The 25,020-nt window shown below is 68.8% G+C and carries 24 protein-coding genes; 19 read left to right on the top strand and 5 right to left on the bottom strand.

Features of this window, described 5'->3' with window-relative positions:
* The first annotated feature begins 18 nt into the window (after nucleotides 1-18).
* From LHU95_RS20555 to nuoB, 5 genes are read left to right on the top strand one after another with little or no spacing between them, the layout of a single operon-like run.
* Nucleotides 19-687: a hydrogenase-4 component E gene (locus LHU95_RS20555; protein WP_248708822.1), complete on the top strand. Its 669-nt coding sequence runs from the start codon at nucleotides 19-21 to the stop codon at nucleotides 685-687.
* Nucleotides 684-2,099, top strand: a complete 1,416-nt coding sequence (locus LHU95_RS20550) for a hydrogenase 4 subunit F (RefSeq protein ID WP_248708821.1) — start codon at nucleotides 684-686, stop codon at nucleotides 2,097-2,099. Before LHU95_RS20555 ends, LHU95_RS20550 begins: the two co-directional genes overlap by 4 nt.
* Nucleotides 2,096-3,580, top strand: coding sequence for an NADH-quinone oxidoreductase subunit C (locus LHU95_RS20545; protein WP_248708820.1), 1,485 nt, complete (start codon nucleotides 2,096-2,098; stop codon nucleotides 3,578-3,580). The genes LHU95_RS20550 and LHU95_RS20545 overlap by 4 nt, the downstream gene beginning before the upstream one ends.
* On the top strand, nucleotides 3,577-3,957 hold the full coding sequence (locus tag LHU95_RS20540) for a glyoxalase superfamily protein (RefSeq protein ID WP_248708819.1): 381 nt from the start codon (nucleotides 3,577-3,579) through the stop codon (nucleotides 3,955-3,957). The genes LHU95_RS20545 and LHU95_RS20540 overlap by 4 nt, the downstream gene beginning before the upstream one ends.
* The gene (gene nuoB, locus LHU95_RS20535; protein WP_248708818.1) at nucleotides 3,957-4,478 is read left to right on the top strand and encodes an NADH-quinone oxidoreductase subunit NuoB; all 522 of its coding nucleotides are present in this window, start codon (nucleotides 3,957-3,959) and stop codon (nucleotides 4,476-4,478) included. Before LHU95_RS20540 ends, nuoB begins: the two co-directional genes overlap by 1 nt.
* 248 nt (nucleotides 4,479-4,726) lie before the next feature.
* Here nuoB and LHU95_RS20530 read toward each other — a convergent pair whose 3' ends face one another.
* The 4 genes from LHU95_RS20530 to LHU95_RS20515 all read right to left on the bottom strand — a co-directional run bounded on the left by LHU95_RS20530 (nucleotide 4,727) and on the right by LHU95_RS20515 (nucleotide 8,816).
* Complete coding sequence (locus LHU95_RS20530) at nucleotides 4,727-5,653, bottom strand: peptidoglycan-binding protein (RefSeq protein ID WP_248708817.1); 927 nt, start codon at nucleotides 5,651-5,653, stop codon at nucleotides 4,727-4,729.
* Nucleotides 5,650-6,246 (bottom strand): hypothetical protein, encoded by a 597-nt coding sequence (locus tag LHU95_RS20525; RefSeq protein ID WP_248708816.1) that lies wholly within the window; start codon nucleotides 6,244-6,246, stop codon nucleotides 5,650-5,652. The genes LHU95_RS20530 and LHU95_RS20525 overlap by 4 nt, the downstream gene beginning before the upstream one ends.
* Nucleotides 6,243-7,607 carry a hypothetical protein gene (locus tag LHU95_RS20520; protein WP_248708815.1) on the bottom strand — a complete coding sequence of 455 codons (1,365 nt, stop codon included), beginning with the start codon at nucleotides 7,605-7,607 and terminating at the stop codon, nucleotides 6,243-6,245. The genes LHU95_RS20525 and LHU95_RS20520 overlap by 4 nt, the downstream gene beginning before the upstream one ends.
* A gap of 177 nt (nucleotides 7,608-7,784) precedes the next feature.
* Complete coding sequence (locus tag LHU95_RS20515) at nucleotides 7,785-8,816, bottom strand: aspartate-semialdehyde dehydrogenase (protein WP_248708814.1); 1,032 nt, start codon at nucleotides 8,814-8,816, stop codon at nucleotides 7,785-7,787.
* Between the two features lie 362 nt (nucleotides 8,817-9,178).
* Between LHU95_RS20515 and pqqB the strand changes: the two genes are divergently transcribed.
* The 13 genes from pqqB (at nucleotide 9,179) to sucD (ending at nucleotide 22,663) form a co-directional block, all read left to right on the top strand.
* Nucleotides 9,179-10,093 (top strand): pyrroloquinoline quinone biosynthesis protein PqqB, encoded by a 915-nt coding sequence (gene pqqB / locus LHU95_RS20510; RefSeq protein ID WP_248708813.1) that lies wholly within the window; start codon nucleotides 9,179-9,181, stop codon nucleotides 10,091-10,093.
* A 144-nt stretch (nucleotides 10,094-10,237) separates the two neighbouring features.
* Nucleotides 10,238-10,966, top strand: coding sequence for a pyrroloquinoline-quinone synthase PqqC (gene pqqC / locus LHU95_RS20505; protein ID WP_248708812.1), 729 nt, complete (start codon nucleotides 10,238-10,240; stop codon nucleotides 10,964-10,966).
* 7 nt (nucleotides 10,967-10,973) lie between these two features.
* Nucleotides 10,974-11,234: a pyrroloquinoline quinone biosynthesis peptide chaperone PqqD gene (gene pqqD / locus LHU95_RS20500; protein ID WP_248708811.1), complete on the top strand. Its 261-nt coding sequence runs from the start codon at nucleotides 10,974-10,976 to the stop codon at nucleotides 11,232-11,234.
* Entirely contained in the window at nucleotides 11,227-12,312 is a 1,086-nt protein-coding gene (gene pqqE / locus LHU95_RS20495; RefSeq protein ID WP_248708810.1) for a pyrroloquinoline quinone biosynthesis protein PqqE, read from the top strand. The genes pqqD and pqqE overlap by 8 nt, the downstream gene beginning before the upstream one ends.
* Nucleotides 12,313-12,382: 70 nt before the next feature.
* A complete protein-coding gene (gene mgtA, locus LHU95_RS20490) occupies nucleotides 12,383-14,929 on the top strand; it encodes a magnesium-translocating P-type ATPase (RefSeq protein WP_248708809.1) in 2,547 nt (848 codons plus the stop codon).
* A 33-nt stretch (nucleotides 14,930-14,962) separates the two neighbouring features.
* The gene (zapE, locus tag LHU95_RS20485; RefSeq protein ID WP_248708808.1) at nucleotides 14,963-16,126 is read left to right on the top strand and encodes a cell division protein ZapE; all 1,164 of its coding nucleotides are present in this window, start codon (nucleotides 14,963-14,965) and stop codon (nucleotides 16,124-16,126) included.
* Between the two features lie 305 nt (nucleotides 16,127-16,431).
* Nucleotides 16,432-16,767, top strand: a complete 336-nt coding sequence (locus LHU95_RS20480) for a hypothetical protein (RefSeq protein ID WP_248708807.1) — start codon at nucleotides 16,432-16,434, stop codon at nucleotides 16,765-16,767.
* A 90-nt stretch (nucleotides 16,768-16,857) separates the two neighbouring features.
* Entirely contained in the window at nucleotides 16,858-17,814 is a 957-nt protein-coding gene (locus LHU95_RS20475) for a tripartite tricarboxylate transporter substrate-binding protein (protein ID WP_248708806.1), read from the top strand.
* A gap of 8 nt (nucleotides 17,815-17,822) precedes the next feature.
* Nucleotides 17,823-18,554, top strand: a complete 732-nt coding sequence (locus LHU95_RS20470) for a Sua5/YciO/YrdC/YwlC family protein (RefSeq protein WP_248708805.1) — start codon at nucleotides 17,823-17,825, stop codon at nucleotides 18,552-18,554.
* A gap of 157 nt (nucleotides 18,555-18,711) precedes the next feature.
* Nucleotides 18,712-19,665, top strand: coding sequence for a malate dehydrogenase (mdh, locus tag LHU95_RS20465; protein WP_248708804.1), 954 nt, complete (start codon nucleotides 18,712-18,714; stop codon nucleotides 19,663-19,665).
* Nucleotides 19,666-19,780: 115 nt separating this feature from the next.
* On the top strand, nucleotides 19,781-20,518 hold the full coding sequence (locus LHU95_RS20460) for a metallophosphoesterase family protein (protein ID WP_248708803.1): 738 nt from the start codon (nucleotides 19,781-19,783) through the stop codon (nucleotides 20,516-20,518).
* A gap of 24 nt (nucleotides 20,519-20,542) precedes the next feature.
* A complete protein-coding gene (gene sucC, locus LHU95_RS20455) occupies nucleotides 20,543-21,763 on the top strand; it encodes an ADP-forming succinate--CoA ligase subunit beta (protein WP_248708802.1) in 1,221 nt (406 codons plus the stop codon).
* A 3-nt stretch (nucleotides 21,764-21,766) separates the two neighbouring features.
* Nucleotides 21,767-22,663 carry a succinate--CoA ligase subunit alpha gene (gene sucD, locus LHU95_RS20450; protein ID WP_248708801.1) on the top strand — a complete coding sequence of 299 codons (897 nt, stop codon included), beginning with the start codon at nucleotides 21,767-21,769 and terminating at the stop codon, nucleotides 22,661-22,663.
* 130 nt (nucleotides 22,664-22,793) lie between these two features.
* Here the strand turns inward: sucD and LHU95_RS20445 are convergent, their stop codons facing one another.
* Nucleotides 22,794-23,600: a hypothetical protein gene (locus tag LHU95_RS20445; protein ID WP_248708800.1), complete on the bottom strand. Its 807-nt coding sequence runs from the start codon at nucleotides 23,598-23,600 to the stop codon at nucleotides 22,794-22,796.
* Nucleotides 23,601-23,673: 73 nt separating this feature from the next.
* Between LHU95_RS20445 and glcF the strand changes: the two genes are divergently transcribed.
* Nucleotides 23,674-24,984, top strand: a complete 1,311-nt coding sequence (gene glcF, locus LHU95_RS20440) for a glycolate oxidase subunit GlcF (RefSeq protein WP_248708799.1) — start codon at nucleotides 23,674-23,676, stop codon at nucleotides 24,982-24,984.
* The last annotated feature ends 36 nt before the right edge of the window (nucleotides 24,985-25,020 follow it).

Here is a 25,020-nt window from a genome sequence, read left to right as displayed (position 1 = left end):
CCGACCATCGGAGGTGTGATGGGCTTCGGTGATTTCTCCTATGACGTGGCGCATGTGTTGGGTGGCGCCATGCTGCTCATCTCCTTCGTGCTGCTGTATCAGCGGCGGATCTTCGCGCTGGTGAATGCATTGGCCCTGCAGGGCTTCATGCTGGCGCTGGCCGCGCTGTGGCAGGGCCATGTGCAGGGCGCGCCGCAGCTCTATGTCACCGCCGCCATCGCGCTGCTCGCCAAGGGGGTCCTCATCCCGATCTATCTGCGGCGGCTGGTATCGCAACTGCCGCCCGCGCGCCGCGCCGAGCCCGCCTCGGGGATCGGCGCCAGCATGCTGGCGGGCTTCCTGCTGGTCGGTCTCAGCATCCTGGTCGTCCTGCCGGCCACCACCGGCGCGCGGGCCCTGGCGCGGGAGGATCTGGCCATCGCGCTCTCCATCGTGCTGCTGGGCATGCTGATGATGGTGACGCGGCGCACCGCGCTGGCGCAGATTGCCGGGCTGATGACGCTGGAGAATGGCCTGGTGCTCGCGGCTGTGGGCGTGGCCGGCATGCCGCTGGTGATCGAGCTTTCCACCGCCGGCCTCGTCCTGGTCATCGCCGTCATCGCCGGGGTCTTCGCCCGCGTGCTGCATGAGCGTTTCGACAGCCTGGACACCTCCGTGCTCGATCCGCATCGGGGTGAGGGGCGATGACGCTCTGGCTCATCCTCACCCCGCTGCTTGGGGCGGCGCTCTGCGCGGCCGTGCCGGGCCAGGCGGCGCGGTTGAACATCCTGACCTCCGCCGTCACGCTGGTCCTGGCGCTGCTGCTGCTGGGCGCGCCCGCCGGCGAGGGCTGGCTGCGGGCCGATGCGCTGAACATGCCGCTTGTGCTGATCGCGGCCATCGTGGGTTTCAGCACGGCGATCTTCTCGGCGCAGGATATCGCGGTGGAGGGGTTCGACCCCGCGCGAAATCGCGCCTACCACGCCGCCTTCCAGGGCTTCATGGCGGCGCATTTCCTGGCGCTGCTGGCCGATAATCTCGGCATCATGTGGGTCGCGATCGAGGGCGGGACATTGGCCTGCGTGCTGATGGTGGCGCTGCACCGCACCCCGGCGGCGATTGAGGCGGCTTGGAAATTCTTCATCCTGTGCGGCGTCGGCATTGCCCTGGCACTGTTCGGACTGATCGTGCTGGCGCTCGCGGCGCAGCCGGTGGCCGGGCATATGGAGGGGCAATTGTCCTTCACGGCGCTGCGGGCCCTGGCCCCGCGCGCCGATCCTGATCTGCTCAACCTCGCCTTCGTGTTTCTTCTGGTGGGGTTTGGTACCAAGGCCGGGCTGGTGCCGATGCATTCCTGGCTGCCCGATGCCCACGCGGAGGGGCCGACACCCATCGCGGCCGTGCTGTCCGGGCTGCTGCTCAATGCCGCCATGCTCGCCATCCTGCGCGGCAAGAGCATTGTCGCGGCCCACCCGCAGACCATTCCGCCCGGGATCTTCCTGGTGGTGATGGGGCTGGCCACGCTGCTGCTGGCGGCCTTCTCGCTCTGGCGGCGGCGGGATGCCAAGCGGCTCTTTGGCTGGAGCAGCATCGAGCATATGGGCATCGCCGCCATGGCCTTCGGGGTGGGGGGTGCTGCGGCCAATATGGCGGGGCTGCTGCATCTCTGGGGCCATTCGCTGATCAAGTCGGCGGCCTTCTTCGCGGTGGGGCGGGCGGCGCGGATCAAGGGCGCGCAGCACATGGCGGCGATTGGCGGTCTCGCCACATCCCACCCCGCGCTGGGCTGGGGGCTGGCCCTGGCGATGGCGGCTCTGGCCGGCCTGCCGCCCTTCAGCCTCTTCGCCTCGGAGTTCCTGCTGGCCTCGGCTATCGGGCGCGAAACTCCGTGGCTGCTGCCGCTTTTCATCTTCGGCCTGCTGGTCGCGGGCACGGCCCTGCTGCATGCGATGCAGCGCCTGTGCTTCGGCCTGCCGACGCTCCAGCCTGTGCCGATGCGCGCCGGCCTCGCCACGCTTGGGCCGCTCTGGGCCCATCTGGTGCTGGCCATGATCCTGGCACTGGCGCTGCCGGCGCCACTCTCCCGCATGCTGCTCGATGCGGCGAGGCTGCTCGCATGACCGCGCGCGCGCTGATCGAGTCCGGCCAGGAAATGGGCTGCGCGCCCTGGCCGCGCTATTTGCTGGATGCGGCACGCTGGTCAGCCCTGGCACCCACGCCCGGCATCACGCTGCTGGGCCTTTGGGGCGAAGCGGGCTTCGCCCATGCCGCCTTCCTGGATGCGGCGCGGATGGAGGTGCTGCTCACCTCCGTCCCGGCGCCGGAGGGCCGGATTCCGGCCCTCTCCCCGCTTTGGCCAGGTGCCACGCTGTTCGAGCGCGCGCTGCGCGATCTCTGGGGCATCGAGGCCGAGGGCGGCGTGGATGCGCGCCCCTTCCTGGATCACGGGCGCTGGCCGTTGCTGGGCCCGCTTTCCGGCCGGCCCGCCGCGCAGCCGCCCGGTTCTACGCCCATGGAATTCCTGCCCGCGACCGGTGACGGAGTGCATATCATCCCTGTCGGGCCCATCCATGCGGGCGTGATCGAGCCGGGGCATTTCCGCTTCCATATCCAGGGCGAGATCATCGTCCGGCTGGAGGTGCGTCTGGGCTATACGCACAAGGGCACGCTCTCGCTCATGCAGGGCAAGCCGCCGCGCGCCGCGGCCCGCTTTGCCGCCAGGCTCTCGGGTGACAGCACGGTGGCGCATTCCCTGGCTTTCGCCCGTGCGGCCGAAGCCGCACTTGGGGTTGAGGCGCCGCCCCGCGCCGTGGCCTTGCGGGCCGCCATGCTGGAGCTGGAGCGGCTGCACAATCACCTGAACGATCTCGGCTTCATCGCCAATGACGCGGCCTTCGCCGTGATCCATGCGCGCTGCGGCTGGCTGCGCGAGGGGCTGTTGCGCGCGCAGGCCGAAGCCTTCGGCCATCGGCTGATGATGGACCGCGTGCTGCCGGGCGGCGTCGCGCAGGATCTCTCGGGCGAGGGGGTGGCGGCCATGCTGCGGGCGCTGTCTCCGATCGCGGCGGAATTGCCCGCGCTGCTCGCTGTCTATGAAAGCCATGCCAGCCTGCAGGATCGCGTGCTGGGCACCGGCACCATGGATGCCGATCTGGTCGCGGCTTTCGCGCCGGGCGGCGTGGTGGGCCGCGCGGCCGGCTGCGGCTTCGATGCGCGGTTGCTCGGCGGGGAACTGACGCCCGAAGCGCTGATCACCCAGCCGGGCGCCGATGTGGATGCGCGCTGGCGCCAACGCCATGCCGAGGCGCTGCAATCCATCGCCTTCCTCCAGGCGCTGCTGCCGGTTCTTCCCGCCGGCGAACTGACCGTGACCCTGCCGCCGCGCGGTGGGGAGGGCGTGGCCCTGGTGGAGGGCTTCCGCGGCGAATGCCTCGCGTGGCTGCGGCTGGATGGCGCGGGCGGGATCGAGGCCTGCATGCTGCGCGACCCCTCCTGGCTGCACTGGCCCCTGCTGGAGGCAGCGGTGATCGGCAATATCGTGGCCGATTTTCCGCTCATCAACAAAAGCATCAATGGCAGCTACAGCGGGGTGGACCTGTGACGCCCCGCTTTGACGCCACCATTCCCGTGCTGCGCATCTTCGATCTGCCGAAGGCGCGCGAATTCTACGTCGATTTCCTGGGGATGAGCTGGGATTGGGAACATCGCTTCGAGGCTGATGCGCCGGTCTTCGCGCAGGTTTCGCGCGGCGCGCTCATCCTGTTTCTCAGCGAGCATTTCGGCGATGGCACGCCCGGCGCCAAGCTGATCCTGCGGATGACGGGCCTCGATGCGCTGCACGCCGAGCTGACTGCGCGCAACTACCGCCATGCGCGCCCTGCCCTCGTGACGCAGCCCTGGGGCTGGCGCGACATGCCGGTGACCGACCCCTTCGGCAACCGCCTGGTCTTCACCGAGGCGATGGAGACGGGCACCTGATGCTGATCCCCAAGCTGCTCCGCAACCTTGTCTCCCGCCCGCTCACGGATGCATCGCCCTTGGCGACCGCGCCCGAGATCGTCACCGAATTGCGCGCCCGGCTGGAGGAGGCCGCGCAATCCCGGCTTGGCCGCTCGCTGGCCATCCGCCAGGTGGATGCCGGAAGCTGCAATGGCTGCGAACTGGAAATCAATGCACTGCAGAACGTGGCGCACGACCTGGAGCGTTTCGGCCTGCGCTTCGTGGCCAGCCCGCGCCATGCGGATATCCTGCTCGTCACCGGCCCGCTCACCCGCAACATGGCCGAAGCGCTTGCCCGCGCGCGCGCGGCAACACCCGAGCCCTGCTGGGTGGTGGCGCTGGGCGATTGCGCGGTGGATGGCGGCGTGTTTCGCGGCAGCTATGCCGTGCTGGGCGGGGTGGATGCGGCACTTCCGGTGGACCTCGTCATCCCCGGCTGCCCGCCCGCGCCCGAGCAGATCCTGGAGGGGCTTCTGGCGTTGATCGAGGCGAATGCCTGAGCGCTGTGGCAGCTTCGCAGCAACGAAGAATGCCGGATGCCGCGTGGATTTGTTCTGTAGCCCCCATCCGGTCGCGATGATCGCATGCGCTGGCCACCAGAGCTTCGCCGGATGCGCTGCGGCTCTCGATCCCGACACGCCTTCGTGGCGGCAGGATTGAGCCGCCGCTATTCGGCGCATGATCCGCGCAAGCGGCAACGCCTGTGCGGATAAGACCGCGCGCGAAACAGGCGCCAGGACGCATGCGCTCATGGCAGCAGCCCCCGGAAGCTGGGTGTTTCGCCGCCTGGTTCCTGGCCGGCTGCAAAGAGGGTGAAGGCATCATTGAAGAAGGCGCAGAAGGCATCGGCGTGCCAATGGCCCGTGCCGCGTCGGGTCTGAACCAGGCCCCAGGGGTCCAGCGCATCGCGGCTCGGCCGCAGGCTGCCGGCGTTATAGGCGATGGCGACCAGGGGTGGGTCGAAGCGCGTCACCCGCGCCTGGCGTGCGATGAAGGCGGCCCCCGCCATGGCGGAGACACCCGGCTCCAGCAGGCGGGCGCGGTCCAGCTTCGGTTCGGCCAGGGCCTCGCGCGCGGAGGAGATCAGCGTCTGCATCAAGCCGGGCGAGACGCGGTGCGGTGTTGCGGCGTCCGAGGTGAAGCCGGGCTCCTCCCGGATCGCATCGGCGCGGCCCCCGCTTTCGGTGCAGGCGGTGGCCAGCAGCAACTCCACCGGGACCGTGAAGCGGCGCGCGGCCGCTTCCAGCACGTCCCGGTGCTGCGCCCAGCAGGCGGCGGCGATGCGTGGCAGGGCGCTGCGGGGCGCCGTCTCCTCGCCTTCGATGGCGATGCCCTGGCGGGTCAGCCGCCAGCGCCGCCGGCCGGGCCCGACCGGCGGGCCATGCGGGGTCAGCAGCGCGGGCAGGAAGGGCCTCAGCCCCTCCTGCCAGGGGCGCTCGCGGCGCAGGCCGGGCTGGCCGGCAAGGCGGGACCAGGTTTGCGGCCCGATCACGCCATCGGCGGCCAGCCCTTCGCGCCGCTGGAAGGCGAGCACGGCATCGCGCGTCATGGGGCCAAAGACGCCGTCCGGATCGGCCCGCAGCGCGCCAGCGCGGATCAGGGCGAGCTGGGCCATGCGCACATCCTCACCCGTGGCGAGGGGAAGGCGAAAGGCGAGGGGACGATCCAGGATCATGGCGTGGCTCCGCATGCGGGGATGGAGGCTTGCCGCCGCGCCAGGTCATGGGCCTCGCGCGAGGCTGGGGGCGCTGCGCCAAGGCCAGCGCGGGTGGCGGCACAGCGTTGGGCGTCTGGCGCGGCGCCGGGACGCGCGGCAATGAGCGCTGCGCGGGCGGCCAGCAGCGGCGCGCGCTGTGGCGGGGCTGCCGCGATGGCGGGGGCGGCGCGCGCCACTTCCTGCAGGCCATCGGCCGGTGCCAGCCACTCCGCCAGGCACAGCCGCGCTTGTGCCTCGCCTGCCGCCAGCGCCGGATCGGGGGTGAGGGCGCGCGCTGTGGCATAGGCCTCGATCGCGCAGGGCAGATGCTGCGGCGTGGCCGGGCAGGCGGCACCTGGCGCCCGGCTGCTCATGGCGAGGCCCATGCACGCCTCGGCGCGGCGGGCATGTAGCCGGGCGCAGGCCGCATGGCCGGGCGGGCAGGCTACGGGTTCCCCGGCGATCGCCGCGGCGCTCGCCGCCTCCCAGCGGGCCAGCTGGGCCAGCGGCGGATCCAGCATGGCGGCCATGGGCGTGCAGCCGGCGAGCAGCAGGAGCAGGGCCATCCTCATGCCGCCAACTCCCGCAGGATGGGTGCCGGGTCGGTGCGGCTGTCGCGCATCTCGCCCAGCAGCAGGGTGAGCGCGTGCAGCGCGGCCTGGGCCTGCCCGGTGCCGGGTTGCGGCAGCCGGGCGTTGGCGCCGCCCTGACCCAGCGACTGGGCGACGCGGGCCACAAGCTCGGGCGCGAGATCAGCGGCAACGCGTTCGTCGAGGAGCGCGCTGCGGAATTCGGACAAACCCTCAGCCGCTTCGGCCGGATTGGCGAAGCCGGGGTAGCGCGCCCAGAGAAGCTCGGCCGCATCCGGGCGCAGGCAGGCATCGAGCAAGGCGGCCAGGAAGCCTGGCTCCGCGAGGCGCAGCGTGAAAAGCCGCGCGAAAATGGGTGACGCGGCCAGCCGCAATTCGGCCGAGGCGGGGGTGATGGCGCCGGGTTCAAACAGGGCCGGATCATGCGGGGCTTCGAGCAGCCTTGCGCGGAAGCGGCGCCAGGCGGCCGAGCCGAGATTCCAGCCCAGGCCCAGCAGCAGCGCGATACCGACCAGCGGGCCGCCCATCGCCGCCGGCAGCAGCGGGGCGGCCGCGCGCAGCAGGGCGGGAAGCGGGCCGTCCGGCCCCGTCAGCCCGGCGGTCGCGGCCTGGATGGCCCCAAGGTCGGGCAGGGTGCGGGCGGCGGCCAGGGCTTGCTCCGCCTGGGCCAGCAGCGCCTCCGCCTGGGGCGGGATCAGCCCGGCCGGCAGCGCCGGGCCGATGCGCTGCACCAGCAGCCGTGCCACGCCCAGATGCCGCTCCAGCCGGGCCATCGCATCGGCGGCGAGCGGCGGTTGCGCGGCCTGGGCGGCGGCTTCGCGCGCCGCGGCCTCGCTCCGGCGGAGCGCCTCGTTGGCGCGGGTCTGGCCTTCCAGAGCATCGCTGAGGCGGCGGGTGGTCTGCGCCTCGGGGCTGGTGGAGCGGGCGCCGAAATAATAGCCGAACACGCCGGCGATGATGCCGTTCACATAGCCGGCGATGGCGTCATTCAGCGCCAGGCTCTGGCTGAAGAGCAGCAGCGGCAGGCCGATGACGCCGACAATGAGCGCCAGCAGCGCACGAACCGTGCCCTCCGGCAGGGCCAGCGGCAGATCGCGCAGCGCGGCCATCTGCTCGGGCGTGGTGGCGGGGTCGCGCAGCAGGGTGAAGCAGCGCGAGGCGAGCCACCAGAGGAAGGCGGCGAAGCCCATGCCGACCAGAAAGACCAGCACGGCGGCGAGGCTGGCCGGTGCTGCGTGGATCGGCCCCAGGCTGAGGCCGGCCAGCCGCGCGGTGAGGAGCACGGCCACGGCGGCGAGGCCGGTGAGGAGGATCTTCAGGGGGGGGATGAGGAAGCTGGGCAAGGGGGGGACCTCCAGACAGGAGGACCCTTATGTTCTTATTTTGTTCTAGTTTGCAAGAAAAATAGGGAATACAGTCCTAGATATCTGGCATCTCTATGAATTCCTGCCGGAGTGCGCAAAGCCCATGCCGGGCCCGATCCGGCCATCCTTTCGCCGTTAGCGTCGCGCCGGCGGGCCTCAGGCCGGCTGGCGGACCAACAGCCCCTGGCGATGCATTTCCTCGGCGATCTGGATGGCGTTCAACGCGGCGCCCTTGCGCAGATTGTCGGAGACGCACCAGAAGGCCAGCCCATGCGGCACGGTCGGGTCGCGGCGCAGACGGGAGACGAAAACGTCATCTTCCCCCGCGCAATCGAGCGGCGTGATGTAGCCGGCATCCTCGCGCTTATCGAACAGCCCGACGCCGGGCGCCTTCTTCAGCGCGGCACTGGCCTGGGCGACCGTGATCGGCCCTTCGAACTCGACATTCACCGATTCCGCATGGCCAATGAACACCGGCACGCGCACGCAGGTGGCAAAGACCTGGATGTCGGGATCGAGGATCTTCCGCGTCTCGACCGCCATCTTCCACTCCTCCTTCGTCGCGCCATCCTCCATGAATTTGTCGATGTGCGGGATGACGTTGAAGGAGATTGGCTTGGTGAACTGCTCCATGGTCGGCATGTCATGCACGAAGCTGCCCTTGGTCTGGTTGAAGAGCTCGTCCATGCCCTCCTTCCCGGCCCCCGACACCGACTGATAGGTCGAGACGACGACGCGCTTGATGCGCACGATGTCATGCAGCGGCTTCAGCGCCACCACCATCTGGATGGTGCTGCAATTCGGGTTGGCGATGATGTTGCGCTTGCGGAAGCGCTTGAGCGCCTGGGGGTTCACCTCTGGCACCACGAGCGGCACGTCGGGTTCCATGCGGAACTGGCTGGTATTGTCGATCACGACGCAGCCCTGGCCGGCCGCGCGCGGCGCATGAATGGCCGAGACGGCGGCGCCCGGGCTGAACAGCGCGATGTCCACGCCCGTGAAATCGAAGGTTTCGAGGTTCTTGATCTTCAGCACGGTCTTGTCGCCGAAGCTCACATTCTGGCCGGTGGAGCGTGGCGAAGCCAGGGCGAAGACCTCGCTGGCCGGGAAATTCCGCTCGGCCAGGATCTTCAGGATTTCACGCCCGACCGCACCGGTGGCACCGACAACGGCGACTTTATAGGCCATGGGATTTCTCCGTCAGATCAAGCCCGGGCTTTACGGCTTGCGGCCTGGCGCGTCCAGCAAAGCATGGGCCTGGCGCCCTTCAGGCCAGACGCGGCAGCTCCCTGATGGCCGAAAGCCAGGGCTCGGCATGCTAAGTCCCCTCCCTGGCCCCTTCCCTGGCGCGCGGCCCGCTTGATGGATGGGCATTCCCCCGCCATGTTAGGCGGGCCGGCGGTTGGCCGGCGATCTCTGGGAAGGAATATCAGCATGGCCTGGAAGACCCCTCGCATCGTCGAAGTCTCGCTCGCCCTCGAAATCAACAGCTACGCCTGCGCCGAGATCGGCTGAGGCGGCGGCCCGGGCCACTCGCTCGGGCCATTTCCATGCTGCGCGCCATCGTGCTGGGGGCGGGGGCCGGAGGCGGCTTCCCGCAATGGAATTCCGCTGGCCCGGGTTGCCGGCGGGCACGCTCCGGTGATCCGGCGGCCAAGCCCCGCAGCCAGGCCTCCCTCGCCGTGAGTGCGGATGGCGAGCGCTGGCTTCTGGTCAATGCCTCGCCCGATCTGCGCGCGCAGATGGCGGCGACACCTGCGCTGCATCCCCGGCCTGAGCCGCTGCGAAATTCCCCCATCGCCGCCATCGCCCTGACGGGTGCGGAAGTGGATACCATTGCCGGCCTGCTCAATCTGCGTGAACGCCAGGCCTTCCGACTCTACGGCACCCCCACGAGCCTCGCGGTGCTGGCGGAAAATCCCATCTTCCGGGCGCTCAACCCCGAATTCGTGACGCGTGAGGTGATGCCGCTCCATACCGCCTTTGCCCCTGTGGACGGCCAGGGCGCGCCGCTCGGCCTGACGCTGGAGGCCTATCCCGTGCCCGGCAAGGTGCCGCTCTTTGCCGAGGGCGCCGGTGATCCGGGCCTGGCCGAGGATGGCGAGGCGGTGGGCCTCGCGATCTCGGCCGGCGGGGCGGCGCTGCACTACATTCCGGGCTGCGCGATGATGACGCCCGCGCTGGCCGAGAGGCTGCGCGGGGCCGCCTGCGTGCTCTTCGACGGCACGCTCTACACGGATGACGAGATGATCGTGGCCGGCGCTGGCCCCAAGACCGGGCGTCGCATGGGCCACATGTCCATGACCGAGACGATGGCGGCCTTCGCCCCGCTCGGTGTGGCGCGGCGGATCTTCGTGCATATCAACAATACCAACCCCGCCTTGCTGGATGACAGCCCGGAGCGCGCGGCGCTGGCCGCCGCCGGATGGGACGTCGCCGAGGATGGCATGGAGATCGCGCTGTGAGCCTGAAGCCGGAGGATGAGTTCGAAGCGGTGCCGCGCGCCATCGGCGCCGCCGCGGAACGGCTGTCTTGATGGAGGCGGCGATGGGACCCGGTGATCTCGAAGTGGGCCTGCGCGCGATCGGTGCCGCCGCGGAGCGGCTGTCATGATGGAGGCGCCGATGAGGCCCGATGAGTTCGAAGCGGCGCTGCGCGCGATCGGTGCCGAGCGGTATCACATCCTGCACCCGTTCCATCACCTGCTGCACAACGGCAAGCTGAGCAAGGGCCAGGTCCAGGCCTGGGCGTTGAATCGCTACTACTATCAGGCCAGCATCCCGGCCAAGGATGCATCGCTGCTGGCCCGCCTGCCCACACCGGAATTGCGCCGCGAATGGCGCCGTCGGCTGGAGGATCATGATGGCGATGGCACGCAGCCGGGCGGCGTGGAGCGCTGGTTGAAACTCACCGACGGCCTGGGGCTGGAGCGCGACTACGTGATCTCGCTGCGCGGCCTGCTGCCGGCCACGCGCTTCGCCGTGGATGCCTATGTGCGCTTCGTGCGGGAGATGAGCCTGCTGGAGGCCATCGCCTCCTCGCTGACCGAGATGTTCTCCACCAACATCATTCAGCAGCGGGTCGCTGGCATGCTGCGCAATTACGACTTCGTGAGCGAGGCGACGCTCGCCTATTTCAAGCCGCGGCTGACCCAGGCGCCGCAGGATGTGGATTTCGCGCTGGGCTATGTGAAGCAGCACGCCGATACGCGGGAAAAGCAGGAGCAATGCCTCGCCGCACTGCGCTTCAAATGCGATCTGCTCTGGGCGCAGCTCGATGCGCTGCATCTGGCCTATGTGGAGCCGCGGCTGGTGCCGCCCGGCGCGTTTCGGATATGAGGCGGGCATGACCCCCCGCTTCGCCCCCGGGGTCCGGCTGCAGGAGGACCGCGCGCGGGGCCGCTGGATCGTCATGGCGCCCGAGCGCATGTTCATCCCCGACGAGATCGCGCTGGAAGTGCTGCGCCTGGTGGATGGGCAGCGCGATGAAGCCGCGATCGTGGCCGAGCTCGCGCAGAAATTCGCGGCCCCGGTGGATACCATAGCCGCCGATGTGCGGGTGATGCTGGATGACCTGCAGGCCAAGGGCGCGCTGCTGCATGGTTGATGCGCCGCCGCCTGACGCGCCCCTCGCCCTGCTGGCGGAGCTGACGCATCGCTGCCCATTGCGCTGCCCCTATTGCTCCAATCCGGCGGAACTGACCCGCATGAGCGAGGAGCTCAGCACGGCGGAATGGGGGCGTGTTTTCCAGGAGGCGGCGGCCCTGGGCTGCCTGCAAATCCACCTCTCGGGCGGCGAGCCCACGGCCCGGCGGGACATCGTGGAACTGGTCGCGAGTGCGCATGATTCGGGGCTCTACACCAACCTCATCACCGCCGGCGTCCTGCTGGATGCCGGGTTGATGGAGCGCCTGGTGGCGGCCGGGCTGGATCATGTGCAGCTCTCCTTGCAGGACGCCGAGGCTGCGGGGGCGGAGCGCATCGGCGGCATGAAGGGCGCGCAGGCGAAGAAGCACGCGGCGGCCGCGCTGGTGAAGCAGGCCGGCCTGCCGCTTACGCTCAATGCCGTGGTGCATCGGCAGAACCTGCACAACCTGCCCCGGCTGATCGCCATCGCGCTGGAATGGGGGGCGGGCCGGCTCGAAGTCGCGCATGTGCAGTATTATGGCTGGGCGCTGGCCAATCGCGCCGCACTGCTGCCCACCCGCGCGCAGCTGGATGAGGCGACGCTGATCGTGGAGGCCGCGCGGGTGGCGCATCGCGGCCGCCTGGTGATTGACTATGTGGTGCCCGATTACCACGCGGCGCGGCCCAAGGCCTGCATGGGCGGCTGGGGGCGGCGTTTTCTGGGCGTCTCGCCGGCGGGCCATATCCTGCCCTGCCACGCGGCGGAATCCATCACGGGCATGGTCTTTCCCAATATCCGGGACACGAGCCTGGCTGAGGCTTGGGCCGGCAGCGATGCCTTCAACGCCTTTCGCGGGACCGCCTGGATGCCCAAGCCCTGCCAGGGTTGCGCGCATGCCGAGCGCGATTGGGGCGGCTGCCGCTGCCAGGCCTTCGCGCTGACCGGCGCGGCCGCGAATACGGACCCGGCCTGCGCCCTCTCGCCGCATCACGGCCTGCTGGCCGAGGCCCTGGCCGAGGCGGGCGAGACGGAATTCCATTACCGCGCGTTCTCCTGATGGCGCGGATGGCCTGGGCGACAGGGAATGACCATCCTGCGGCCATGCCAGGGGGTGTAGCTTCCCGTTCATGGATGATGCCGGAATTGATCCCTTCTGGGCCATGGCGCCCAGCGAGGCGCTTGCGGCCATCGGGGCTTCCGCCGCCGGCCTGACCGAGGCCGAGGCGCAACTGCGCCTCGCGCGCTTCGGCCCCAACCGCGCCGTATTGCCGGGTCATCGGCGTCTCCCGATGCGCTTGCTGCGGCGGCTGATCGAGCCGTTGATCGCCATCCTCATCGTGGCCGCGCTGCTCTCGGGCGTCACGGGCGATGTGGCCAGCATGCTGATCATCCTGGCGATTCTCGGCTTTTCCATAGGCCTCGACGTGTTCCAGGAGGGCCGGGCCCAGGCCGCGGCGGAGGCGCTGCGCCATTCCGTTGCCATCGAGGCGCGCGTGCTGCGCAACGGCGCGCCGCGCGCCATCCCGACCGAGGCGCTGGTGCCCGGCGATGTGGTGTTGCTGCGCGCGGGAGACCTGGTGCCGGCCGATGGCGTGGTGCTCTGCGGTGCCGATGCCCATGCGCAGGAGGCCCTGCTGACGGGCGAGCCCTATCCGGTGGAAAAGCGCCCTGGCCCTGCCCAGGCGCATGGCCCGGCCGAAGCTTTCAGCGCGCTGTTCGCCGGCACCGCGATGATCAGCGGCGAGGCGCGCATGCTGGTCACCGCCACCGGGGCTGAAACCCGCTTTGGCGCCATCGCCGCGGCGCTGGAAGGCGATGCGCCGCCCACCGCCTATCAGATCGGCCTGCATCGGCTGGGCGTGCTGATCCTGCGGCTGACCGGGTTTCTCGTGCTGTTCGTCCTGCTGACGCATCTGGCTTTCGGCCGGCCGGCGCTGGAGAGCTTCCTCTTTGCCATCGCGCTGGCGGTCGGTCTCACGCCCGAATTACTGCCGATGATCACGACCGTCACCCTCTCCCGCGGGGCGCAACGCATGGCCAGGCGGCGGGTGGTGGTGAAGCGCCTGCCCGCCATCCATGACCTGGGCGCCATGGATGTCTTTTGCACCGACAAGACCGGCACGCTGACCGAGGCGCGCATTTCCCTCGCGCGGCATATCGGGCCGGATGGGGCGGACAGCCCGCGCGTCCTCGAACTGGCGGCGGTGAACAGCCGCTTCGAGAGTGGCGTGAAAAGCCCGCTGGATGACGCCATCCTGGCCGCTGCCGAGGCGATGCCCTTTCCGGGTTGGCTGCGCATCGCCGATATTCCCTTCGATTTCGAGCGTCGCCGCGTCTCGGTCCTGGCGCAGCATGATGGGCGGCGCCTCCTCGTGGTGAAGGGCGCGCCGGAGGAATTGCTGGCCCGTGCCAGCCGGATGGAGGGCCCTGACGGTCCCGTCCCGCTCGATCCGGCGCGTCGTGCCGCGCTGGTGGCCCAGCAGGACGCGCTGGCGGGGCAGGGGTTGCGCTGCCTGGGTGTGGCCTGGCGCGACATGCCGCAGGATCAGGACCGGCCGGACCCGGGCGATGAAAGCGCACTGGTCTGGGCCGGGCTCTGCGCCTTCGAGGATCCGCCCAAGCCCAGCGCCGCCGCTGCCATCGCGCGCCTGGGTGCGGCCGGGGTGCAGGTGAAGATCATTTCGGGCGATGCGGCGCCGGTGCTGCGGCATTTGATCAGTGCGCTCGGCATTCCGGCGCGCGGCTTGCTGACCGGCGAGGAGATGCAGGCGCTGGATGATGATGCGCTTTCGGCCCGGGTGGAGGGCACGGATCTCTTCGCGCGCGTCTCGCCCGACCAGAAGGCGCGTGTGATCCGCGCACTCCAGGCGCGCGGCCACACGGTGGGCTTTCTCGGTGATGGCATCAATGACGCCCCGGCCATCCGCCAGGCGGATTGCGGCATGTCCGTGGCCGATGCTTCGGATGTGGCGCGGGCGGCGGCGGATCTGATCCTGCTGGAACAGGATCTCGGCGTCGTGGCGGATGGCGTCGCGGAGGGGCGGCGCACGGATGCCAACATCACGAAATACATCCGGATGGGCACCTCCTCGAATTTCGGGAACATGCTGTCCATGGCGGCGGCATCGCTGTTCATCCCGTTCCTGCCGCTGACGCCGGTGCAGGTGCTGCTGAACAACCTGCTCTATGATGTGAGCGAGACGGGCATTCCCTTCGACTCCGTGGATGAGGCGGATATCGCGGCACCCCATGGCTGGGACATGGCGGCCATCCTGCGTTTCACGCTGGTGATGGGGCCGCTCTCCTCGGTCTTTGACATTGCGACCTTCGCCATCCTTCGCCTGGGCTTCGACGCCTCGCCCGAGGTGTTCCGCACGGCCTGGTTCGTGGAATCCATGGCGACGCAGGTGCTGGTGGTGTTTGTGATCCGCACCGGTGGGCCGGCATGGCGCAGCCTGCCGCATCGGGGGCTTGTTCTCTCCTCGCTGGGGGCACTGGCGCTGGCGCTGGTCGTGGCGCTCTCGCCCCTGGGCGCGTTGATCGGCTTTGCGCCGCTGCCCGGGGCCTTGCTGGGGCTGATCGCAGCATTGGTGCTGGCCTATCTGGCCCTGGCCGAGGGGCTGAAACGCCGCGCGTTGCGCAAACCCGGCCGCGCGCTGCGCTCACCCGGTTGAGCATTCCGCCCCGCGGGTCTATCCGGTCCAGCCATGGATTCCCTGCCCCCGCCGAACCAGGGCCCCCTACCGGCCTATCGCACCCGCGTGGCCGAGGGGGCGCTGCGTGCCGACCCAGCCCAGGCGCATGCGGCCGAAACCCTGCAAAATCTCTGGCGCATCCTGCGTGGCTATGACCCACAGCCCGCGGCCCCCACGCCGCGCGGCCTGATCGGTCGGCTGTTCGGCGCCAAGCGCGGCTCGGGCGATCTGGCGGCTCCGCCAGGCACCCCCGAAGGCCTGTACCTGGTGGGTGCCGTCGGGCGTGGAAAGTCCATGCTGATGGACCTGTTCTTTGAGACTGCCGAGGTCACGCGCAAGCGCCGCATCCACTTCCATGCCTTCATGCAGGAGGCGCATCAGCGCATCCATCGCTGGAAGGCGGCGCATCCCGGCTCGGATGATCCGATCCCGCCACTGGCGGATTCCATCGCGGCCGAGGCCGCGCTGCTCTGCTTCGACGAGTTCCAGGTGCACGACATCGCCGATGCGATGATCCTCGGCCGGCTGTTCGAGGCACTTTTCGCCCGTGGCGTGGTGGTGGTGGCGACCAGCAACACCGCGCCGCAGGATCTGTTCCGGGGCAAGCCGGGGCGCGATGCCTTCCTGCCCTTCATCGCGCTCATCCAGTCGCGCGTGGAGGTGCTTCATCTCGAATCCGCGCAGGATTACCGGCGCGAGCGTATTCGCGGCCTGCCCACCTGGCACCACCCGATGGATGGCCGGGCCGAGCGCGCGCTGGACGCGGCCTTCCTGGAATTGACCGGCGCCGCGCGCGGCCAGCCCACCAGCTTGCAGGTGCTGGGCCACCCCATGCCCATCGCCGAGGCGGCGCGCGGGGTGGCGCGGCTGGAATTCAACGAGATTTGCGGCCGCCCGCTCGGCCCGGCCGATTACCTCGCCCTGGCCACGCATTTCCATACCGTGGTGCTGGACGGCATCCCGCGACTCGGGCCCGAGAATTTCGACAAGGCGCGGCGCTTCGTCACGCTGGTGGATGCGCTTTATGAACATCGGTGCAAGCTTCTGGCTTCGGCGGAAGCGGGTCCGGACGAGCTTTATGAGCGGGGCGAGAACGCTTCCATGTTCGAGCGGACCGCATCCCGGCTCATGGAAATGCAGAGCCAGGAGTATTTAGGCTTGCCTCATCTCCCGTGACGTAATACGGCGTAACATCAGAGTCGGAAAACGGGGGTTTTATGCGCTCATTGATGAAGGGCCTTCTGGGCCTATGCCTGAGCCTTGCGTTGATGCCGGGCGAAGCTTCGGCCCGCGCTGATGCCCGGTCTTCCGCACAGACGACTTCTTCCGCCCGGTCGGTGGCGGCAACTTCCTCTTCCCGCTCCACCGCAACGGGTGCGGCCGCTCGCTCCACATCGCGCAGCGCTTCCAGCCGCCCGGCATCGGCCAGCTCCGCCTCGCGTTCCGCTTCCGCCACGCGCCCGGCCGCCGGCCGCTCGGCCATGACGCGCGCCAGCGCGCCGCGCCATGCCTCCTCCCGCCAGGTGGCAGGGTCCAACCGCGCCGTGCTCCGCCACGGTCAGAGCCGCCAGATGGCCGCCATTCCCTATGGCCGGCAGGTTGCCGCCCCGTCGCGCGGCCTGCGCCAGACGGCGATGGCGAGCTGCACCACGCGGAACGGCCGCCGGGTCTGCGCGCCGACCGCGACGCGCACCGCCTCGATGCGCTGGACCGGCGGCCTTGCCCCGGCCGCGATGAGCCAGGCTGGCTGCCCCGATGGTACGATCGCCACCATGGCCATCGGTCATAACGACATCACGCGCTGCGTCCCGCTCTGAACCGGCCCACCCGGCTTTCTTGTCCGGACAAGATGATCTAGCCTCCTGAGGCCAGCCCCCCGCTCCTGGGGCTGGCCGGGAGGAAACACCATGCGCCGCCGCACCGCGCTGACTGCCCTGGCCCTTTGGCCGGCCCTTGCCCACGCGCAAGCCTATCCCGCACGCCCGATCCGACTGATCATCCCCTATCCGCCCGGCGGGGGGACCGACGCGCTCTCCCGCCCCTGGGCCGAGCGCATGCGGGTGCGGCTGGGCCAGCCGCTGATCATCGAAAATCGCGGTGGGGCCGCGACCAATATCGGCATGGAGCTCGCGGCCCGTGCCGCGCCGGATGGCCAGACGCTGATCATCAACGCCGATAATGTGGCGCTGTTTCCGCATCTCTATCAGCGGCTGGGCTATGATCTGTTCCGCGATTTCATGCCCATTACCTATCTGGCGCAGTCGCCCCTGGTGCTGGGCATCAATCCTGCCTTGCCGGTCCGCAACCTGCGGGAATTCGTGGCCCTGCTGCAGCGCGAGCCGGAGAAATACTCCTTCGCCAACCCCTCCATCGGCTCCCCGCATCATTTGGGCTTCGAACTCTTCGCGCGCGAGGCCGGCGTGCGGATGATCCAGGTGGAGTATCGCGGCGGTGGCCCGGCGCTGAATGACGTGCTGGCGGGGCATGTGCAGCTGGGCGTCTTCAGCCTGGGGGCGGTCAGTTCGCATTTCCAGGCCGGCACCTTGCGACCGCTGGCGCTGCTCTCGCCCACGCGTTCCGCCGCAGCCCCCGATATTCCCACCACGGCGGAGGAAGGGCTGCCCGCGGTGGTGAATGCGCTGCGCTTCCTGCTGTTCGCACCTGCCCAGACGCCACGCCCCATCATCGAGACGCTGCACGCGGCGAGTGTGGAAAGCCTCGCCGAACCGGCCCTGCGCGATGCGCTGACCCGCGCCGGCTTCGAGATCATGACCACGACGCCCGAGCAGGCCATGGCCATGCTGCGCGCCGAAAATCAACGCTGGGCGCCCATCCTGCCCGGCCTCAACCTCCGGCTGGATTGAGATTGCCCATGGAAAGACTGGATATCGCCGGCGATGCGCGGCGCATCGTGGATGTGGTGAAGGCCGGCGGTGTCGCCGTCTTTCCGACCGATGTGGGCTATGCCGGGGCGGCGGGCTGCGAGGCGGCGCTGACGCGCTTCTTCCTGGCCAAGGGCAGGGGGGCGCATAAGCGCAACGCCATGCTCGGCAGCCTCGCCATCCATGAGGATGTGCACACCCTGCCGGCGCGGGCCAATACGATGATCCGCGCGCTGGTGGAGGATTACGACCTGCCGATCTCGGCCATCGGGCCCTTCGGGGCCGATCACCCCCTGCTGCGCCCATTGGGCGAGAATGCGCTGGCCGCCAGCACCGAGGGCGGCACGGTTGCCATCCTGATGAATGTGGGCGCGTTGGAGCACCGCATCGCCACCCTGGCGGCCGAGGAAGGACAACCGCTGTTTGGCTCCTCGGCCAATCTGACGGGCACGGGCACCAAGTTCCGGGCGGTGGATATCCAGCCGGAAATCCGTGGCTGTGCCGAGCTTGTGGTGGATTATGGCCTGCAGAAATTCCATCGCTACAAGCGCTCCTCCACCATGATCGACTTCTCGACCATGGAGGTGGTCCGCATCGGCAGCTGCTATGAGCTGATCCAGGAGGTTCTGGCCCGGCATTTCGGTGTGGAACTGCCGCCTGATCCGGGGCTGGACGCCTTGCCTTCGGGCCATGTGCGCGAGGCGCAGCGCCGCTACGGCTGAACGTCCCCGCCTTGCCCAGCCGGGCCGGGCGCGGTAACTCTGCGCCGCCCGATGGCGGAAGTTTTCCTGGATGCTCCGGGATTCGGCTCGGACACGCATTGAGGACGGCCTGCTGCCGCATGCGCAGGGGCCACAGCTAGGCAAACAGGGAATCCCCATGGCCCGCAACAAGATCGCCCTCATCGGCGCCGGCAATATCGGCGGCACGCTCGCCCACCTCATCGGCCTCAAGGAGTTGGGTGACGTCGTCATGTTCGACGTCTTTGGCGGTGTCGCGGCCGGCAAGGCGCTCGATATCTCGCAATCCAGCCCGGTGGACGGCTTTGATTCCGCGATGAGCGGCGGCAGCGATTACGCGGCCATCGCGGGGGCGGATGTCATCATCGTTACCGCCGGCTTCCCGCGCATGCCGGGGATGAGCCGCGATGACCTGCTGACCAAGAATGCCGGCGTGATGGCGACCGTGGCGGAGGGCATCAAGACCTACGCGCCCGGCGCCTTCGTCATCTGCATCACCAACCCGCTCGATGTCATGGTCTGGGCGCTGCAGCAGAAATCCGGCCTGCCGCCGCACATGGTGGTGGGCATGGCCGGCGTGCTGGACAGCAGCCGCTTCCGCCTTTTCCTCGCCGACGAGTTCAAGGTCTCGGTCGAGGATGTGACGGCCTTCGTGCTGGGTGGCCATGGCGACACCATGGTGCCGCTGACGCGCTACTCCACCGTCGCCGGCATTCCGGTGCCGGACCTGATCAAGATGGGCTGGACCACGCAGGAGAAGATCGACGCGATCGTCAACCGCACCGCCAATGGCGGCGGCGAGATCGTGAAGCTGCTCGAGCGCGGCTCGGCCTTCTACGCGCCCGCCGCCTCGGCCGTGGCGATGGCGGAGAGCTTCCTCAGGGACAAGAAGCGCGTGCTGCCCTGCGCCGTGATGCTGAACGGCGAATACGGCATGAAGGATTTCTACGTGGGCGTGCCGGTGGTGATCGGCGCGGGCGGCGTGGAAAAGATCGTCGAAGTCGAATTCCTGCCCGAGGAAAAGGCGGCCTTCGCCAAGTCCTGCGACGCGGTGAAGAAGCTGGTCGAGGATTTCAAGGCGCTCGGCGTCTAGGCCGTGTCGGCTTTGCCTGGTCTCATCGGCCGCGATCCATTGTTCGGCCAAGTCGCCTGCATGATGGTGCAGGCGGGTCCGTCCGAGCCGGTGCTGCGCTAGCATGCGGGTGGCCGTGATTGCCGATGTTCACGGCAACCGCCTCGCACTTGCGGCGGTGTTGCAGGATATCGCCGCGGCCACGCCCGATCTGCTGATCGAACTGGGTGACGCGGTGTCCGGTCCGCTCTGGCCGGCCGAAACCTTCGAGATGCTGGCCGCGACGGGTGCGATCGCGCTGCGCGGCAATCATGATCGCTGGGTGGCGCGCCACCCGGTGGAAAAACTCGGCACCACCGATGCCTTCACCCATGCGCGGCTGAGTGCTGCGCAGCGCGCGGCCCTGGGTGCCCGGCCGATGACCTGGCGGGGCGAGGGCATCCTCGCCATGCATGCCCTGCCGGAGGATGACCTGACCTACCTGCTGCATGAGTCCACCGAACATGGCATCCGGGAGCGTCCCCCGGCGGCGGTCTCGGCCCTGCTGCCGCAGCCGGCGGGCGAGGGGCTGATCCTCTCCGCCCATACCCACCGCGCCCATGCGTTGCGGCTGGCCGATGGGCGCCTCGTGGTCAATCCTGGCTCGGTCGGGCAGCCTGCCTATACCGATGCCACGCCCTATCCGCATGTCATGCAGGCGGGCACGCCGCATGCGCGCTGGGCCTTGCTGGAACGGCGCGGCGCCACCTGGCGCCTGGCTTTCCGCGCGATCGAATATGATTGGGACGCCGCCGCTTCCGAAGCGGCGCGGCATGGCCGGGATGACTGGTCGCGGGCACTCGCCACAGGCGTCCTCAGTGATACTGCACAGTGAAATGACCCCGAGGGATACTCCAACATGAACATCCACGAATATCAGGCGAAGGAATTGCTCCGCCGCTACGGCATCGCGGTTCTCGATGGCCATGTGGCCTGGAATGCGGATGAGGCGGAAGCCGCGGCGAAGAAGCTGCCCGGGCCGATCTACGTCGTCAAAAGCCAGATCCATGCGGGTGGCCGCGGCGCTGGCCGTTTCACCAATGACCCGAACGGCAAGGGCGGCGTCCGCCTCGCCAAGTCGGCCGAAGAGGCCAAGGCCGCCGCCGCCGCAATGATCGGCTCCGTGCTGGTCACCAAGCAGACCGGCCCCGAAGGCAAGCTGGTCAGCCGCGTCTATGTCGAGGCGGGCTGCGACATCGCCCGCGAGCTTTACCTCTCGCTGCTGGTGGACCGTGATTCGTCGCGCGTCGTCATCATGGCCTCCACCGAGGGTGGCATCGAGATCGAGGAGGTGGCCGAGCATCACCCCGAGAAGATCCTCAAGGTGGCGATTGACCCGGCCTCGGGCATTTCCGGCTTCCATGGCCGCAAGCTGGCCTTCGGCCTGGGGCTTGAGGGCAAGCAGGTCTCCAGCTTCGTGAAGTTCGTGGAGGCCATGTACAAGGCGTTCCTGGAACTCGATTGCGCCATCGTCGAGATCAACCCGCTGGTCGTCACCAAGGCGGGCGATGTGGTCGCCCTCGATGCCAAGGTGAGCTTCGATGATAGCGCGCTGTTCCGCCACAAGGATCTGGAAGCGCTGCGCGATGACAGCGAGATGGACCCCAAGGAACTCGACGCCACCAACCACGACCTGAACTACGTGGCGCTCGATGGCGAGATCGGCTGCATGGTGAATGGCGCGGGCCTGGCCATGGCGACGATGGACATCATCAAGCTCTATGGCTCCTCGCCGGCGAACTTCCTCGATGTCGGCGGCACGGCGGATTCAGCGCGCGTGACGGAAGCCTTCCGCATCATCACAAGCGACGTGAATGTGAAGGCCATCCTGGTGAACATCTTCGGCGGCATCGCCAAGTGCGACATGATCGCGACGGGCATTGTCGAGGCGTCGAAGAACCTGGACCTCAAGGTGCCGCTGGTGGTGCGGCTTGAGGGCACGAATGTGGAGCTGGGCAAGAAGATCCTGGCGGAATCCGGCCTCGCGATCATCGCGGCCGACAACCTTGCCGACGCCGCCCAGAAGGCCGTCGCAGCCGTGAAGTCTGAGCATGCCTCCGGCATGACGAAGGGAGCCTGAACCATGGCCATTCTCGTTGACAAGAACACCCGCGTGATGACGCAGGGCTTCACCGGTGCGCAGGGCACCTTCCACGCGACCCAGGGCATCGCCTATGGCTCGACCTATGTGGGCGGCGTGACCCCGGGCAAGGGCGGCACCATGCACCCGACGCTCAACCTGCCCGTCTTCAACACGGTGGCCGAATGCCGTGACGCGACCGGCGCCAATGCCTCGGTCATCTACGTGCCGGCGGCCTTCGCGGCGGATTCCATCCTGGAAGCCATTGATGCGGAAATCCCGCTGATCATCTGCATCACCGAGGGCATCCCGGTGCTCGACATGGTCAAGGTGAAGCGCGCGCTGGATGGTTCCTCCTCCATCCTGGTCGGGCCGAATTGCCCGGGCGTTATCACGCCCGACGCCTGCAAGATCGGCATCATGCCGGGCCATATCCATCGCCGCGGTTCGGTGGGCATCGTCTCGCGCTCGGGCACGTTGACCTATGAGGCGGTGGCGCAGACGACTGCCGCCGGTCTGGGCCAGTCCTCCTGCGTGGGCATTGGTGGTGACCCGGTGAAGGGCATTGATTTCATTGATGTGCTGGAACTGTTCCTGGCCGATGACGAAACCAAGTCCATCATCATGATCGGCGAGATCGGCGGCCAGTCCGAGATCCAGGCAGCGGAATTCCTGAAGTCCGAGAATTTCGGGCCGGGCAAGCCGAACAAGCCGGTGGTGGGCTTCATCGCCGGCGCCACGGCCCCTCCGGGCCGCCGCATGGGCCATGCGGGTGCCGTGATCTCGGGCGGCAAGGACACGGCGGAAGCGAAGATGGCCGCCATGGCCGCGGCCGGCATCCACATCGCCGATACCCCGGCGAGCCTCGGCTCGACCATGGTGCGGGCGCTGAAGGGGTAATGCCCTGACGGGCCAGGCGGCCACGCCTGGCCCGGTCGGCTGGCGTGGCGGACCGCTGGGGCTATGGATTACGCCTTGGCGAGTTGATCGGCGCCCCGCTGGCCAATTCCCGCGGTGTGTGGCACGCCGTTTAGGGCAGGCGGGGGATCACCAGGCCGCCCTGGAAGCCTTGCAGCGTCCATTGATACACGGCGGAACTGGGCCGCACCGCGCCGAAGCGCGCGCTGGCCAGGTCCGCCACCAGGACCATGGCGCCAGTCCATACCGCCACCAGCAATATGGCCATCACCGGCTCCCCCAGGCGTTTCAGGCCGAATTGATAGCCGATGGCGCCGATGGTGAGCACGCCCATGCCCATCAGGAAGACGAGCAATTCCCCCGGGATGGGTGCGGCGAAGGCCCAGCGCTGCGCCGAGGTCTGGTCAAACACGTCATTCAACGAGGCCTGGAGCGCGGCCGTCAGCGGGTCCGCGCGCTCACGCGTGATGGCGGCCACATGGCCCCACATGAGGGCCTGAAGGCGATTGGTTTCGGTGTTCAGGCGCTCCAGTTCGACCAGGCGCAGCGGCGCCTCCACAAATTCGCGGCGCAGGCGGGTGTAATCCTCCAGCAATCGGGCAATTTCGGCGGCGCGGACATGGTCAAACGCGCTGGCGCGCAGCCAGGCGGTGCCGATCGCATTGGTTTCCGACAGTGAGGTTGCGCGCCGGCCTTCGAAGCGCCCCTGTGCCATCGCGATGGTCAGGCCGAGGGTGAAGGCCAGCAGCCCGAGCAGCCCGTTGGTGACGAAGCTCGTCGCCTCCACCGTCTCCTCCGTGCTGGATTGGCGCCAGCGGCCGATCAGCACGCCCCCGCCATAGGCCAGCAGCAGCACCGAGAAGATGAGACCCGCCAGCGCCGCCAGCCCCTGGGCGGCAAGAATTTCCAACGCGAGCATGCAGTTCCCACCCTTCACCTGCGGCCCAATCCCCGCCATGTACAGCGTGACACCTGAACCCGGAGGGCGCCAGATGCAGACCCATTTCACGGCCGAGCAGCTCCGCGATCCGGATACGGCCGAAGCCAACAGGATCCTGCGCACCTGCGTGCATTGCGGCATGTGCACCGCCACCTGCCCGACCTTCCTGCTGCTGGGCGATGAGCTGGATTCCCCGCGCGGCCGCATCTACCTCATCAAGGACATGCTGGAGAATGACCGCCCGGCGAGCGAGCTGGAGGTGCGGCATGTGGATCGCTGCCTCTCCTGCCTGTCCTGCATGACGACCTGCCCTTCGGGCGTGAACTACATGCATCTGGTGGACCATGCGCGCCGCCACATCGAGGAGACCTATACCCGCCCCTGGCCGGAGCGCGCGCTGCGCGCCGTATTGGCCCGGGTGCTGCCGAACGCGGCGCTGTTCCGGTTTTCATTGCGCATGGCCGCGCTGTCCCGCCCGCTGGGCCGCCTCATTCCCGGCCGGTCCATGACGGCCCAGCGGCTGCGCGGCATGCTGGCCCTGGCCCCGGCGGAATTGCCGCCACCGAGCCCGATGCAGGAGGCGCAGACCCACCCCGCGCAAGGGCCCCGCCGCGGCCGCGTCGGCCTGCTGACCGGCTGCGCCCAGAAGGTGCTGAACCCCGCCATCAACGAGGCCACCATCCGCCTGCTGACCCGCATGGGGATCGAGGTGGTGATCACGCCGGGCCAGGGCTGCTGCGGCGCGCTGACCCACCACATGGGCCAGCATGACCCCGCAATGGCGGCGGCGCGCGCGAATATCGCTGCCTGGTCGGCTGAAATGGCGGGCAGGGGGCTGGATGCCATCGTGGTGAACGCCTCGGGCTGCGGCACGACGCTCAAGGATTACGGCTTCATGTTCCGCGAGGAGCCCGAGGCCGCCACCGCCGCACAGGTCTCCGCCCTGGCGATGGACATCACGGAGGTGCTGGAGAAATTCGCCTATGCGCCGACGCGCGAGCAGCCCGGCGTGACGGTGGCGTATCATTCCGCCTGCTCCCTCCAGCATGGCCAGAAAATCACGACGCTGCCCAAGCAGCTGCTGACGCGCGCCGGCTTCGCGGTGAAGGAGCCGGCCGAGGGGCATATCTGCTGCGGCAGCGCCGGCACCTATAACATCCTGCAACCCGAAATCGCCGGGCAATTGCGTGCCCGCAAGCTGGAAAACATTAATCGCACCCGGGCCGATGTGATCGCGGCGGGGAATATCGGCTGCATGACGCAATTGGCCGGCGATGCGCTGCCCGTGGTGCATACGGTGGAGCTGCTGGACTGGATGGCCGGCGGGCCGAAACCCGCAATCCTGGTTGCGCGCGGCATCTGACGCCACGACTGTCCCGGCCGGACCACCTGCGCAGAG

It is taken from the genome of Sediminicoccus sp. KRV36, assembly GCF_023243115.1.
In the GTDB taxonomy this organism is placed as follows: Bacteria; Pseudomonadota; Alphaproteobacteria; order Acetobacterales; family Acetobacteraceae; genus Roseococcus.
This window is presented reverse-complemented; position numbering and strand designations above follow the sequence as displayed.

Bases quoted from the DNA above. Each gene is read 5' to 3' on its own strand.
- LHU95_RS20555 (WP_248708822.1), top strand. From the start codon at position 19: ATGGGCTTCGGTGATTTCTCCTATGACGTGGCGCATGTGTTGGGTGGC.
- LHU95_RS20550 (WP_248708821.1), top strand. From the start codon at position 684: ATGACGCTCTGGCTCATCCTCACCCCGCTGCTTGGGGCGGCGCTCTGC.
- LHU95_RS20545 (WP_248708820.1), top strand. From the start codon at position 2,096: ATGACCGCGCGCGCGCTGATCGAGTCCGGCCAGGAAATGGGCTGCGCG.
- nuoB (WP_248708818.1), top strand. From the start codon at position 3,957: ATGCTGATCCCCAAGCTGCTCCGCAACCTTGTCTCCCGCCCGCTCACG.
- LHU95_RS20530 (WP_248708817.1), bottom strand. From the start codon at position 5,653: ATGATCCTGGATCGTCCCCTCGCCTTTCGCCTTCCCCTCGCCACGGGT.
- LHU95_RS20525 (WP_248708816.1), bottom strand. From the start codon at position 6,246: ATGAGGATGGCCCTGCTCCTGCTGCTCGCCGGCTGCACGCCCATGGCC.
- LHU95_RS20515 (WP_248708814.1), bottom strand. From the start codon at position 8,816: ATGGCCTATAAAGTCGCCGTTGTCGGTGCCACCGGTGCGGTCGGGCGT.
- pqqB (WP_248708813.1), top strand. From the start codon at position 9,179: ATGCTGCGCGCCATCGTGCTGGGGGCGGGGGCCGGAGGCGGCTTCCCG.
- pqqC (WP_248708812.1), top strand. From the start codon at position 10,238: ATGATGGAGGCGCCGATGAGGCCCGATGAGTTCGAAGCGGCGCTGCGC.
- pqqD (WP_248708811.1), top strand. From the start codon at position 10,974: ATGACCCCCCGCTTCGCCCCCGGGGTCCGGCTGCAGGAGGACCGCGCG.
- pqqE (WP_248708810.1), top strand. From the start codon at position 11,227: ATGGTTGATGCGCCGCCGCCTGACGCGCCCCTCGCCCTGCTGGCGGAG.
- mgtA (WP_248708809.1), top strand. From the start codon at position 12,383: ATGGATGATGCCGGAATTGATCCCTTCTGGGCCATGGCGCCCAGCGAG.
- zapE (WP_248708808.1), top strand. From the start codon at position 14,963: ATGGATTCCCTGCCCCCGCCGAACCAGGGCCCCCTACCGGCCTATCGC.
- LHU95_RS20480 (WP_248708807.1), top strand. From the start codon at position 16,432: ATGACGCGCGCCAGCGCGCCGCGCCATGCCTCCTCCCGCCAGGTGGCA.
- LHU95_RS20475 (WP_248708806.1), top strand. From the start codon at position 16,858: ATGCGCCGCCGCACCGCGCTGACTGCCCTGGCCCTTTGGCCGGCCCTT.
- LHU95_RS20470 (WP_248708805.1), top strand. From the start codon at position 17,823: ATGGAAAGACTGGATATCGCCGGCGATGCGCGGCGCATCGTGGATGTG.
- mdh (WP_248708804.1), top strand. From the start codon at position 18,712: ATGGCCCGCAACAAGATCGCCCTCATCGGCGCCGGCAATATCGGCGGC.
- sucC (WP_248708802.1), top strand. From the start codon at position 20,543: ATGAACATCCACGAATATCAGGCGAAGGAATTGCTCCGCCGCTACGGC.
- sucD (WP_248708801.1), top strand. From the start codon at position 21,767: ATGGCCATTCTCGTTGACAAGAACACCCGCGTGATGACGCAGGGCTTC.
- LHU95_RS20445 (WP_248708800.1), bottom strand. From the start codon at position 23,600: ATGCTCGCGTTGGAAATTCTTGCCGCCCAGGGGCTGGCGGCGCTGGCG.
- glcF (WP_248708799.1), top strand. From the start codon at position 23,674: ATGCAGACCCATTTCACGGCCGAGCAGCTCCGCGATCCGGATACGGCC.